The sequence below is a fragment of the Ensifer sp. BR816 genome (assembly GCF_000378985.1).
Classification (GTDB): domain Bacteria; phylum Pseudomonadota; class Alphaproteobacteria; order Rhizobiales; family Rhizobiaceae; genus Sinorhizobium.
Window position 1 is genome coordinate 2375927 of record NZ_KB905370.1, and the last position, 13135, is coordinate 2389061.

10 protein-coding genes are annotated in these 13135 nt (G+C 64.2%); 5 read left to right on the forward strand and 5 right to left on the reverse strand.

Going from position 1 to position 13135, the window contains the following annotated elements:
• The first annotated feature begins 4 nt into the window (after positions 1 to 4).
• From RHIBR816_RS0111465 to RHIBR816_RS0111490, 5 genes are all read left to right on the forward strand, one after another.
• Positions 5 to 1753, forward strand: a complete 1749-nt coding sequence (locus RHIBR816_RS0111465) for a glycerol-3-phosphate dehydrogenase/oxidase (protein ID WP_026186882.1) — start codon at positions 5 to 7, stop codon at positions 1751 to 1753.
• Positions 1726 to 2568: a class I fructose-bisphosphate aldolase gene (locus tag RHIBR816_RS0111470; RefSeq protein ID WP_018236686.1), complete on the forward strand. Its 843-nt coding sequence runs from the start codon at positions 1726 to 1728 to the stop codon at positions 2566 to 2568. Before RHIBR816_RS0111465 ends, RHIBR816_RS0111470 begins: the two co-directional genes overlap by 28 nt.
• Positions 2569 to 2656: 88 nt before the next feature.
• Complete coding sequence (locus tag RHIBR816_RS0111475; protein WP_018236687.1) at positions 2657 to 4186, forward strand: FGGY-family carbohydrate kinase; 1530 nt, start codon at positions 2657 to 2659, stop codon at positions 4184 to 4186.
• On the forward strand, positions 4183 to 5808 hold the full coding sequence (locus tag RHIBR816_RS0111480; RefSeq protein ID WP_026186883.1) for a GMC family oxidoreductase: 1626 nt from the start codon (positions 4183 to 4185) through the stop codon (positions 5806 to 5808). Before RHIBR816_RS0111475 ends, RHIBR816_RS0111480 begins: the two co-directional genes overlap by 4 nt.
• A gap of 648 nt (positions 5809 to 6456) precedes the next feature.
• Positions 6457 to 6813 (forward strand): cupin domain-containing protein, encoded by a 357-nt coding sequence (locus RHIBR816_RS0111490; RefSeq protein WP_018236690.1) that lies wholly within the window; start codon positions 6457 to 6459, stop codon positions 6811 to 6813.
• Positions 6814 to 7069: 256 nt separating this feature from the next.
• Here RHIBR816_RS0111490 and RHIBR816_RS0111495 read toward each other — a convergent pair whose 3' ends face one another.
• From RHIBR816_RS0111495 to RHIBR816_RS0111515, 5 genes are read right to left on the reverse strand one after another with little or no spacing between them, the layout of a single operon-like run.
• Positions 7070 to 8497: an aldehyde dehydrogenase family protein gene (locus RHIBR816_RS0111495; RefSeq protein WP_018236691.1), complete on the reverse strand. Its 1428-nt coding sequence runs from the start codon at positions 8495 to 8497 to the stop codon at positions 7070 to 7072.
• A complete protein-coding gene (locus RHIBR816_RS0111500) occupies positions 8494 to 10014 on the reverse strand; it encodes an NAD(P)/FAD-dependent oxidoreductase (protein ID WP_018236692.1) in 1521 nt (506 codons plus the stop codon). Before RHIBR816_RS0111500 ends, RHIBR816_RS0111495 begins: the two co-directional genes overlap by 4 nt.
• Positions 10011 to 10313 carry a (2Fe-2S)-binding protein gene (locus tag RHIBR816_RS0111505; protein ID WP_018236693.1) on the reverse strand — a complete coding sequence of 101 codons (303 nt, stop codon included), beginning with the start codon at positions 10311 to 10313 and terminating at the stop codon, positions 10011 to 10013. The genes RHIBR816_RS0111500 and RHIBR816_RS0111505 overlap by 4 nt, the downstream gene beginning before the upstream one ends.
• Complete coding sequence (locus RHIBR816_RS0111510) at positions 10294 to 11421, reverse strand: FAD-binding oxidoreductase (protein ID WP_018236694.1); 1128 nt, start codon at positions 11419 to 11421, stop codon at positions 10294 to 10296. The genes RHIBR816_RS0111505 and RHIBR816_RS0111510 overlap by 20 nt, the downstream gene beginning before the upstream one ends.
• Before the next feature lie 57 nt (positions 11422 to 11478).
• Positions 11479 to 12801 (reverse strand): FAD-binding oxidoreductase, encoded by a 1323-nt coding sequence (locus RHIBR816_RS0111515; RefSeq protein WP_018236695.1) that lies wholly within the window; start codon positions 12799 to 12801, stop codon positions 11479 to 11481.
• Positions 12802 to 13135: the final 334 nt, after the last annotated feature.

The following is a 13135-nucleotide window of genomic DNA, read 5'->3' on the forward strand; positions in this document are numbered from 1 at the left end:
TATCATGGACCGGAAAAAGACATTGGACGGGCTACGCCAAAGCCCGAAGGTAGACGTGTGCGTCCTTGGCGGCGGCATCAACGGAATCAGCGTTTTCCGCGAGCTGGCGCTGCAGGGCGCGAGCGTGCTGCTTGTCGAGAAGGGCGACTATTGCTCCGGCGCAAGCGCCGCCCTCTCGCGCATGGTCCATGGCGGTCTGCGCTATCTGGAGAATGGTGAGTTCGGCCTGGTGCAGGAGGCGCTCGTCGAGCGCGACCGGCTGCTGCGCAACGCCCCCCACTATGTCGCTCCTCTGCCGACCACGGTGCCGATCTTCGACGTCTTCTCCGGTCTTGCCAACGGCATCGTGCGCTTTCTCGGCCTCACCCGCCGCCCTAGCCGTCGCGGTGCCGTCGCCGTAAAGGCGGGTCTCGGGATCTACGATTTCCTGACGCGCAAGCGGGCGCTGATGCCGCGGCATCAATTCCGCGGCCGCAAGTCGACGCTGGAAAAATGGCCGGCGCTCAATCCGGCAATCCTGAGCTCCGCGACCTATCACGACGCCTGGGTCAGCCATCCCGAACGAATCGGCATCGAGCTCTTGCGCGATGCTCTGTCCGCCGGGGCGCATGCCGGCGCCCTGAACTACGCAGTAATCGAGCAGGCGGAGGCCGGGGAGTTCCTGCTGCGCGATTGCATCTCAGCGGAAAAGTTCCCGATACGGCCGCGGCTGGTCATCAACGCCACCGGCGGCTGGATCGATACGGCAAACGGCATGCTGTTTCCTGCAGACGACCGACCCGCGCCGCTGATGGGTGGCACGAAGGGCTCACATCTGATCATCGACAATCCTGCGCTTCGCGACATGCTCGACGGGCACATGATCTACTACGAGAACGAGGACGGGCGCATCTGCATTCTGTTCCCCTATCTCGGAAAGGTGCTGGTCGGCTCGACCGATATCCGCGTCGACCATCCCGACGCTGCGCGGTGCGAAGCCGATGAGCGGGACTATATCCTGCAATCGCTTGCCTTCGTGCTGCCGGGCGTCAGCATCCAACCGGAAGAAATTGTCTTTCAGTTTGCCGGCGTACGCCCGCTGCCGGCGAGCAACGACAGCTTCACCGGCCGCATCCCGCGCGACCATTTCTGTACCCTGCTCGAAGCCCGCGACGGCGGGCCGCCGGTGCTCTGCATGATCGGCGGCAAGTGGACGACCTTCAGATCCTTCGGCGAACTGGCCGCCGACATGGCACTGCAACGGCTTGGCCACAGCCGCGGCGTCGAAACGACCGATCGTACTTTCGGCGGCGGCCGGGGATTTCCGAAAGACCGGAGCGGCTGGATTCGGGACCTGTCGGACTCGACAGGCCTTCCCCCCGATCGCGCCGCAACGCTTTTCGAGCGCTACGGCACAGATGCGAAGGACATAGTCCGCTTCACCGCCGCGGGGCCGGACCACCGCTTGCCGCATGCCGGCTACAGTGCCCGGGAGCTCCTGCACCTCATCCGCACGGAGGCGGTCGAACATCTGGACGACCTGCTCCTCCGGCGCACGACACTCGCCATCACCGGTGAGCTTTCCCTCGACATGACCGAGGCTGCGCTCGACCTGCTTGCAGCCGAAAAGGGCTGGTCGGCGCCGCGCAAAGCCGAGGAGCGCAACCGTTTTCTCACCCTCATGCGCGAGCGCCACGGCGTCGCGGAGGCAACCCTTTCCGCAAGGAACGAACAAAGGAGTGAATTATGCGAGACAACCGCAAGGTCCGGATGAACCGGCTGTTCGGCAACGGCCGTTGCCTGGACGTGGCGATCGATCACGGCGTTTGCAACGAGTCGTCCTTTCTCGACGGGCTGGAGGATATGCCCGCTGTCGTGAAGGCGCTGGTCGATGCCAAGCCCGATGCGATCCAGATGAACTACGGTCAGGCCGACCTGCTGCAGGACCTTTCCGGCAAGGACAGGCCCGCCCTCGTCATGCGCATCGACATGGGCAACCCCTACAACCGCATCCGCCATAGCGACATGTGGGCCGTGTTGCAGAACGAGGCAGAGCCGCTGATCGGCGCGCTTCAGATGGACGCGGCCTGCGTGGTGGTCAACCTTTTCATGCTGCCGGACGAGCCCGATCTCTTCCGCCAGTGCGTCCAGAACATCGCCCGCGTGCGAGCCGACTGCGAGAAGTACGGCATGCCGCTGATGATCGAGCCGCTCGTCATGCAGCCGGTGACGGAACGCGGCGGCTACATGGTCGACGGCGACGCCGACAAGATCGTCACGCTGACGCGGCTTGCCCGCGAGATGGGCGCGGACATCATCAAGGCCGACCCCACGACGAACCCGGAGGATTTTCATCGTGTAGTCGAAGCGGCGCGCTGCCCGGTGCTCGTGCGCGGCGGCGGCAAGGAGGACCTTCGCGCCGTCTTCGACAAGTCTGCCGCCTTGATGCGGCAGGGTGCTATGGGCATGGTCTATGGGCGCAACATCTACCAGCACGCCAATCCGAGCGCCGTGGTGCGCGGGCTGATGGCGATCGTTCATGAGGACGCGAGCGGCGGGGAGGCCTTCGCACTCTATCAGCAGGGGTGAGGTGCTGGAGCAATTCCAGGAAAAGTGTGGAGCGGTTTTCCGTCCGGAATTGCGTAAAACAAGGACGGGACCTTGGGAGGGGTTCAGAATGCAAAAATATCTGTTGGGGCTCGACGCCGGCAATACCGTCATCAAGGCGGTGATCTTCGACCGGACAGGCCGGGAGCTGGCGCATGCCGGGGAGGAGGGGCATAGCCACGGGCCGCGCCCCGGCCATGTCGAACGCGATCTCGGCGAGCTCTGGGCCAATGCCAAGCGCGTCATTCACGCCTGCCTCGACAAGGCGGGGATTGCGGCGAGCGACATCGCCGCGATCGGCTGCGCCGGCCACGGCAACGGGCTCTATGCGCTCGACAGGGATGGTGAGCCGCTGCTCGGGATCCAGTCACTGGATACGAGGGCGACCGGCCTCGTCGAGGAATGGGCGGCCGAAGGCGTCGGCGAGCAGACCTATTCGATCGCGCGTCAGCGTCCCTGGCCCTCGCAGACGCCGACCCTGCTTGCCTGGCTGAAGCGCCACAGGCCGGAGGTCTTCAGGCGCATCGGCACGGTGTTCTTCTCCAAGGATTTCGTCGTCAACCGTCTGACGGGCAGCCGCGTCAGCGAGGTCTCGGACATGTCCGGCGCCGGCCTGCTCGATCTCGCGGCGCGCCGCTACGACAAGGCGCTGATGGAGGCCTATGGCCTTGCCGATTGCATGGACCTTCTGCCGCCGCTCATCGAAAGCACCGACATCGCCGGCACGGTGACGGAGGCGGTGGCGAGAGAGACCGGGCTTGCCGTGGGCACGCCGGTGATCGGCGGGCTCTTCGACGTCGTCGCCTCGGCGCTCGGTTCGGGCGTGTCGCGCACCGGCAGCGCCTCGATCATCGCCGGCACCTGGAGCGTCAACCAGGTCATCATCGACGGTCCCGATCTCGATGGCGCCGTCTTCATGTCCTCGACCTTCGACCGTACTCGCTACATGGCGATGGAAAACAGCGCCACCTCGGCCGCCAATCTCGAATGGCTTGTGCGGGAGTTCTTCGAGGGGGAGCATGCGGAGAGTCTCTCGCCCTTCGACGCCTGCTGCGCGCTGGCGGCTGCCGTTGAGCCAGCGGCGGACGATCCGCTCTACCACCCCTATCTCTACGGCGCCCAACAGGACGGCCACGCGCGGGCGGGCTTCTACGGTATCGCCGGCTGGCACACCAAGGGGCATCTGATCCGTGCCCTGCTCGAAGGCGTTGCCTTCGGCCATCGCCAGCATGTCGAAACGATCCGCAAGGCAGGCGCGACCTTCGACGAGGCAGTGCTCTCCGGCGGCGGATCGCGCAGCCGCCTCTGGCCGCAGATCTTTGCCGATGTGCTCGGCGTTCCCGTCTCCGTCTCCGTCTCGCGGGAAACGGGCGCGCTGGGTGCCGCGATCGCGGCGGGGACGGGTGTCGGCCTCTTCGCCGACTTCACGGACGGGGCGAATGCCATGGTGCGGGTCGATCGGCACTACAGACCGAATAGCGCGCTCGCCGCGCACTACCATCGCCGCTATGCGCTTTACAAGGACATAGCAGAGGCGATGACCCCGCTTTGGCGGCGGCTTTCGGCAAGCACAGGCCGGGAGGCGGGAGTTGCAGCATGACTATACATGACACTGAAATGCCGGTGGACGAAGGCATATACGACTTCATTATCGTCGGTGCCGGTTCGGCTGGCTGCGTTCTCGCAAACCGGCTCTCGGCCGATCCCAAGAATCGAGTGTTGCTGCTCGAAGCAGGCGGCAGCGACCGCTACCATTGGGTCCATGTGCCGATCGGCTATCTCTACTGCATGGGCAATCCGCGCACCGACTGGATGATGAAGACGGTCGCGGAAGCCGGCCTCAACGGCCGCGCGCTGAACTATCCGCGCGGCAAGGTGCTCGGCGGCTGCTCGTCGATCAACGGCATGATCTACATGCGCGGGCAGGCTGCCGACTATGACGGCTGGCGGCAGGCGGGCAATGCGGGCTGGGGCTGGGACGACGTGCTGCCCTATTTCCTGAAGTCGGAGGACAATTACCGCGGCAAGTCCGCCATGCACGGGGCGGGCGGCGAGTGGCGCGTCGAGCGCCAGCGTCTCTCCTGGCCGATCCTCGACGCCTTCCGCGATGCCGCGGAGGAAATCGGCATTCCGAAGACGGATGATTTCAACGGCGGCGACAACGAGGGCTCCGGCTATTTCGAGGTCAACCAGCGCGGCGGCCTGCGTTGGAATACGACCAAAGCCTTCCTGCGGCCCGTCATGAAGCGCAAGAACCTGCGCGTGCTCACCGGCGCCGAGACCGAACGGCTGGAATTCGACGGCAAGGCCGTGACCGGCGTGCGTTTCCGTCTCGGTGACCGGCTCTGCTTCGCCCGTGCTTCCCGAGAGGTTGTGCTGTCGGCTGGAGCCATCAACTCGCCGAAAATCCTAGAACTGTCGGGCGTCGGGCGGCCGGACCTGCTCTCCGCCCTCGGCATCCCCGTTCATCACGCCCTTGCTGGCGTCGGCGAGAACCTGCAGGACCACCTGCAGATACGCACTGTCTTCAAGATCGAAGGCGCGCGCACGCTGAACCAGCTCTACCACAACCTCCTGAGCCGCGCGGGCATGGGCCTGCAGTATGCGATCAGCCGGTCCGGCCCGCTCTCCATGGCACCGAGCCAGCTCGGCATTTTTGCCAAGAGCGATCCCTCCGTCGCCACGGCCGACCTCGAATACCACGTCCAGCCGCTTAGCACGGACCGGCTCGGTGAGCCATTGCACCGTTACCCCGCCGTCACGGTGTCCGTCTGCAATCTCCGGCCGGAGAGCCGCGGCACAGTGCATGTCATCGCGCGTGATGCGGCACCGCCACCCGAAATCCGCCCAAATTATCTCTCCACCGCCGGCGACCGATTGCTTGCGGCGAAGTCCATCCGCCACGCCCGCAGCCTCATGGAAACTAAAGCGCTCGCGCGATTCCGGCCGCAGGAAATGCTCCCCGGTCGCGAGCACGACAGCGACGAGGATCTAATCCGCCGCGCCGGCGACATTTCCACAACGATCTTTCACCCCGTCGGTACCTGCAAGATGGGGAGTGACCCTATGTCCGTTGTGGACGCGAAACTGCGCGTGCACGGCATCGGCCGATTGCGTGTCGTCGACGCCTCCGTCATGCCGACGATTGTCTCCGGCAATACGAACTCGCCGGTGATAATGATCGCGGAGAAGGCATCAGAAGTCATTCTGAAGCGGTTGTGAGAATTACTCGAAACGTTCTTGCTTGATGGCGCATTGGAGCAAAGCCAAGGGGCCGAAGTGGAACGACCCGAGATGCCAGCCACTGCGGACCTTTGCGCCATCCACGACCAGTGGCCGGTCGAGAATTCGCCTTCAACAGCGTCGTGGGTGGATGGTGAGCGGAATTAGGCGCTCAACGCGCTGAATGGCGGCGTTTGCAGACAAGAGCCGTCATTGCGCAACCGGTCACGGTGTTCCCGGCAGGGGATGGTTTAGGCTACATGCTGAAACTGGACTGCACCGTTGTGCAGAAAGCAGGGGTGCCCTCGATGGCGATGATGCCGTCCCGCCGCGGCGCATCGGGCAAGTCAGTGTCTCACAATAAAAGAGACTTGCCACTGTGTCGCAGGCGCGGCGACAACTGGCGCAAGGGGCGGGCAGGTCCGCTGGTTCGCGGCGAATTTTTGAGATTATCTGCTAGACCGACGCTCTATTTGGCAATGCAAACTCCTCCATCGACCTATTCTGGGTGACGCCCGAGCCAGCTCCGAGGCACATCGCTGCCTGAACCGCCAGGGCAGGATCGTCATTCGAAACATCCGCCGCCCGGGAAAGAATGCAATCGCCCTCGTCGATCCGGCAGCCCGCGAACCAAATGAGGAACATGACATGTCACTGTTGATTACTATCGATACCGATCCGGACTTCACACCAAAGGACGCGGTCCCCGCACCGGAACGGCTCATTTCGGGCAATCCATTCTTCAAGACCTGGGCACAGGATGCCTCGAAAAGCGAGAAGGTGCTGACTGGCGTCTGGGAGGCGACGCCTGGCGAGCATCATTCGATCAAGGGGACCACCTACGAATTCTGCCACATCATTTCAGGCCTCGTGGAAATCGAGGAGAAGGGCGGCGAGACGCAGACCTATCGCGCTGGTGACAGCTTCGTCATGAAACCTGGTTTCGTCGGTGTTTGGCGTACGATCGAGACTGTACGCAAGATTTACGTTTGTGTTTACGAGTGACAGCAAAACTCAGGTGCGCCCGACTATAGGCGCACCTGAGACTTCCAGATGAGGCGACTTCAGAAACTAGAACCGGCGGCTCGGCGGGCAGTGGCGTCCCAAATACCGCGTTCTGGCTGTCGTCACGGCGTCGACCATTCCCACGCTGCCGCGCGTTCTCACCATAGGCACGCTGCTGCCGGCAAACGCCGCCCAACCGACTGTTACTACCGCGTCTCGCGCAGGCATTCGAAACGGACATACCGCATTTTGAGCATCACTCGTTCAGGAAGCCGACGATGCCCTTGATCTCGGTAAACTCGTGCAGTCCGAACTTCCCGTATTCCCGACCGTTGCCGGATTGCTTGTAGCCGCCGAAAGGGGCGGCGCTGTCCCAGGCGGAGCTGTTGAGGCGAACGGTGCCGGCGCGCAGCCTGCCTGCGAGCGCCCGCGCTTCCTTCGGATCGCCCTGGATGTAGGCTGCCAGGCCGTAGGCCGTATCGTTGGCGATCGCGATCGCTTCATCCTCGCTGTCATAGCCGATGATCGACAGCACCGGGCCGAAGATTTCCTCCCGCGCAATCGTCATCTGATTGGTTACGCGGGCAAACACGGTCGGGCGCACATAGTAGCCCGCATTGAGATGCGAAGGGCGGCCAGGGCCACCGGCGACGAGCTCCGCTCCTTCCGCGATGCCGCGCTCGATCAGCGCCTGGATCTTGTCGAACTGGGCGGCGCTTGCCACCGGTCCGAGGTCGGTGCGCGGATCCGAAGGGGGACCGACAACGAGCGCAGCCGCTTCCCTGGCGGCGATTGAGCTTGCCTCGTCCATTCGCGCTGCCGGCACCAGCATCCGCGTCGGCGCAGTACAGGTTTGGCCGGAATTGCCGAAGCAGCGGCGGACCCCGGCGTCGACCGCGGCTGAAAAGTCGGCGCTGCGCAGGACGATGCTCGGCGACTTGCCGCCGAGCTCCTGATGCACCCGCTTGACGGTCGGTGCCGCGGCCTGCGCCACGGCAATGCCGGCGCGGGTCGAGCCGGTGAAGGACACCATGTCCACGTCCGGGTGGCTGGCCAGCATCACGCCAACCGTCGGACCGTCACCCTGAACGAGGTTGAAGACTCCATTCGGCACGCCGGCCTCATCCATGATCTCGGCAAAGATCACCGCGTTGAGGGGAGCGATCTCCGAGGGCTTCAGCACCATGGTGCAGCCAGTGGCGAGCGCCGGAGCGACCTTGCAGGCGATCTGGTTGAGCGGCCAGTTCCAGGGCGTGATCATCGCCACCACCCCAACCGGTTCATGCACGATGCGGGTCGAGCCCTGCATGTATTCGAAGGCGAACGTCTCGCACGCCTTGATCGTCTGCTCGAAATGGGCAGCGCCGAGGCCGGCCTGCTCGCTCCGGGCCATGGCGAGCGGCGCGCCCATTTCCCGTGAGATGATATCTCCGAGCTCGTCATTGCGGCGCTTCAGGATCGTCAGGACGCGCTTTAGCAGTGCGAGCCGTTCTTCCTTCGTCGTCTGCGAGAAGGAGGAAAACGCACTACGCGCGGCTGCGATCGCTTTCTGGGCATCGGCGGCACTGCCGATCGCGATCGTTCCCATTGGCTGCTCGGTCGACGGATCGATGACCTCGCGGGATCTCGGCACCGTGGGCTCGACCCATTCACCGCCGATATAGAACTTGTGGGCGTATTTCATTGGTGGCTCCCATTTGTGACGTCCTGCGCCCCATCGGCGGCGCGTTCGACGAATCCGGCGACGGCGACGATGGCTGCATCCGTGTGCGGCAAAGCGGCAAGCTCGCCCAGCGTCACCGGTTTAATGGGTGGGCGTAGCCGATAGTAACCGACCTCGCCCGGCGGAACGTTACGGCATTGCGCCAGCAGTTCAGCCGCGGTCAGACCGCACAGCCGGCCCTGACATGGTCCCATTCCGCATCGTGTGAACGCCTTCATCTGGTTGGGGCCCGGCACTCCGAGCGCCGCAACTTCACGCAGCTTGACTGCTGTAATTTCTTCGCAGCGGCAGACGATGGTGCCGTCGTCCTCGGGCACGCGAAACCTTTTGCCGGGCCGGAACCGATGCTCGATGAAAGCCCTGCCCCTGAGGGCTCGCGCGAGCTTTCGCGCGAGTTCGTTCCGGCGCTGTTCGTAGGCGCCCTGGTCAATGCGATTTAGATCGAGCGCCGCAGACAGGCCCGCGAGTTCTCCTTGCCGAGCCGAGGCAACCGCCCCGACGATTCCCGCCGCATCACCGGCGATTGAAACCCCCGGAACCGAACTTGCGCCGCGAACGTCGACGGCCGGGCGGAATGCTGCCAGGCGCTCGTCCCAGACATAGTCGCAGCCGGCTGCGAGCGCGAGATTGAGGTTCGGCGCGATCCCCTGGTGCAGAAGGAGCAGGTCGCCTTCGATGCGCAGGGGCTTGTTGCCGCGATGGACCCGCAAAGCGCTGAATTGTGCGGAACCGACCGTCTCGATCGCAGTCACCCCGCGAATGACACGGGTTCGACGGTGAACCTCCAAGAGGAGTTTGAGGCCCTTGAGGGCATAGGGCGACGTGGCAAAGCCAAGCAGGTGAGGCAGGGCCGAGCGCCAGTTCTCGACCGGCGTGGTGTCGACGACCGCTGTCACGGAGACGCCGGCCCTGAGGAGTTGGCTTGCCAGCAAGTACAGCAGTGGCCCGGTCCCGGCGAGGATGGTCCGTCCGGAGGGCACCAGGCCTGACGACTTCATCAAGATCTGCGCGGCTCCTGCCGCCATGACGCCGGGCATGGTCCACCCCGGGAACGGGAACGGACGCTCGAGCGCGCCGGTTGCGAGAATCACTCGATGGGCGGCGATCGGCCGAGCGATGCCGCCGAGCGCGATCCCGACCTCGAGCGCATGGGCGCCATCGCAGGTTTCCTCGTCAGCGGGCCCGACGTTCCACACCGTCGCCCGGCGGGCATAGCTCAGGTCCGCGCGCCGGAACCGCTCGATGAGCATCCGACCGGCAGCGTAGTCCGGCCCCATGCGCGCGAGATCGGCGTCCGAAGCGCGCTCGACCGAGCGATAGATCTGGCCGCCAGGCGAGTCGTTTTCGTCGGCCAGCAATACGGCGAGGCCGTGGGTCGATGCTTCAATCGCAGCCGAGAGGCCGGCGGGCCCGGCGCCAACGACGACGAGGTCATAGGCAGGAGCGAGGTCGGCTGCAGACTGAATGTTTTGAATCATTCTTCCCGCCCCGGCATGGCCGCGCCATCCTGTGTTTCGACCCGCATGCCCTCGACCACGGTGGTCAGGCAAGCCTGCCGGTTCGGCCGGCCATCGATCTTGACCAGGCATTCGAAGCAGACACCCATCATGCAGTAAGGACCGCGGGCGGCGCCGGACACCGGGGTGCGCCGCGTGCTGCAATGCCCCGCGGCCAACAGGGCAGCGGCAACGCTGTCGCCGTGGCGGGCCATGGTCGGCACGCCGTTGAATGTGAATGAGACCGAGCTCTCTCTTCTGTCAGACAGCCGCCGGAACATGGAACCTCCGGGAGTGAAATACGGAAAGATCCTCAGAAAGCGCCCCGGCCGAAATTTGCCGCGGCAGGACCAGCGCATGGTTCGCCGCCAGCGTCACGCCGGAATGGCAGGCGAATGCAAAGGCACCTGGAAACCTCTCCGATTGCTCGTAAATGGGGTAGCCGTCGGGCGTCACCACGCGGAATGCAGTCCAGATCCGCACCGCCTTGGCGTCCCTGAGCAGGGGGAAGGTGCGTAGGGCGCGTTCGGCCAGAACTGAGGTGATAGGTCCTCGCGGTCGCTGATGATCGATCGTCGCCTCCTTGCTCTCGCCGATCAGTACAGAGCCCTCGTCCGTCTGCCGCAGGTAGCCGGTGGCGTGGCTGAGGAAAGGCTTCAGCCGCTCGGTGACGATGATCTGGCCGCGGCTGGGCGAGAGCGGAACGCTCAGCCCAACCATCGGGGCGAGCGCGGTATTGCCGATGCCGGCCGCAAGCACGATCTTGCCGGCACCGAGCCTCCAGCCTTCCCCAGCCACTTCGAAGCCGCCGGCGCGATGGCGGATCGCAGTCGTCTTGCGATGTGGCAGATAGTGAACGCCACGCTGCTGCAGCGCCTTGTGAAAGGCAGCGAACAGCCGCAGCGGGTTGGCGTGTCCATCGAGCGGGCTGAAAATCGCGCCTGCCACTGTCTCTCCGACGAGGGGCAAGCGGCGGCGCGTCTCCGCCTGGTCGAGGATCTCATATTCGAGCGGCGGCGTTCCTTCCGCGTCCATTCCTGCTTGGCCGGCGAGCATCGCCATCGATGCGATCCCGCGTTGCAGCTCCGTTGGCGTGAGCCGGATTGAGAAGCCCCCCGACTGGACAAAGCCGGTATCGATGCCGGTTTCGGCCTTGAGTTCGGCTGCCAGCCGGTGCCAGTTCGCCGTCGAGGTTCGCGACCACCGCGAATAGGCGGCGTTGCCGAGGCCCTTGCTGGAGCTCCATACGAGACCGAAATTCGCCCGGGCGGCCCTGTTTGCCACATCGCCCTCGTCGAGGATTGCAACCCTTTGTCCGCATCTCGACAGACCCCAGGCTATCGATACCCCTACCAGCCCGCCGCCGATGACGATTACGTCGTAATCCATTCCGCTAGCTTCTCTCGGCGCGTATTCCCACGGCCTTCTCCGGATCTGGCCTCACGGTCAGATTGCGCCGACTTTGACTTTCGAACCATCAAGGAGGCGCGATAGGCGGAAGGGGGTGGGGTCAACACAGGGTGTATCATTGGCAACCAGGTCGGCCGCCAGGCGGCCGATACCGGGGCCCAGGCCGAAGCCATGGCCGGAGGCGCCCGCCGCCAGATAAAGACCTCTCACACCGTCGGCCGGCGAGATGACCGGCACCGCGTCCGGCGTGAAATCCACGTAGGCTCCCCAACTGTCGGCGACTTCGACTCCCGCCAATGCAGGAAACTGCTCGGTGACCCGCTTCAAAATAGCCGCGATGGTGCGGCGGCTCGGCGGCGGGTCGAGAACGCGCATCCGCTCGAAGGCCGTCGGCTTGCTCTTGTTCAAGCTTCCAAATGCCTCCGGACCCTGAAGGAAGGACTTGCCGATGCCGAACTGCACCGCTTTCAGACGCTTCATGAACATCGGCATGAACCAGCGGGCGTAGCGAATGCCTTGCGGGGTGATGTCGAGCATCGCCCTGCCGCTGATCGCAAGCGTGTAGCTGCCATCCAACCTACGGGTCAGCGCGCACTCCGGTGTATAGATCGCCTCACCCAGATTCGCTGTTGGCCGCGTACGAAGCGCTGTCTGACGCACGCTCGCCTGCGGAAACAAAACGCCGTGCTGGCGACAAAACATCGACGTCCAGGCGCCGCCGGCGCAGAGAACCGCTTGTGTCCGGATGGTTCCCTTTTCGGTGATCACCCCGGCCACCGCGCCATTGACCAGATCGAGGCCTCGCGCAGCGCACTCCTGGTGGATCGTCGCCCCAAATTTGCGAGCGCCGTTCGCGATCGTCGGCGCGGCGATGGCAGGTTCGCCCTTGCCGTCATCGATCGAATGGACCCCGCCGAGCCACCGGCGGCCGTTTGCCGGAATCGTGGCAGCCGCTTCCTTGGCGCTCAGCATCTTCGTATTGACGTTGAACTGGCGCGCTATGTCACGCCATGCTTCCCATTCCGCCAATTGCTGCGGATTGTCCGTAGCGTAAAGCAGACCGCATCGGCGGAAGCCGACGTCCTCTCCGATCTTGGACTCGAACTCACCCCATAGCCGCAGGGCGACACCCGAGAGCGGCAGCTCGCGCTCATCCCGGTTCTGTTGGCGGCACCAACCCCAGTTGCGGCTCGACTGCTCGCAGCCGACATGGCCCTTTTCGACCAGAGCGACGGACAGTCCCCTCTCCGCCAGAAAGAAAGCCGCCGTTGCACCAATAATGCCGCCGCCGATGACCACAACATCGGCCTTGGCGGGAAGCTCTTGATCGTTCTGTATGCGTTTGACAATTGGAGACATGGGGGCTGACCTGAATTGATTGTGGCGGCCGATCTAATACGGCACTATTTCCTGCCCCTCCGACAGCGCACTCCTCGCCGATGAAATTCCCGACGGGCAGGGAAGACTGTCTGATAGCTTGCTGTCATCGCGCGTCCTCGAAGTGAGCTCATGGGAAGCTACCGTAGGAAGGCGAGCAGCATGCATCGACTGAAGATAGAGGGACGGCCGAAAGTTCCGTTTTCGGCGGCGCGACGATCAAATCTGCGGCCGTGGCGCGGGTAAGCTACAGAGCATCGTAGTGGTTTTGAATCGACGTTCGGTCGAGCACGACAGATACCGCGATCGGGTTCGT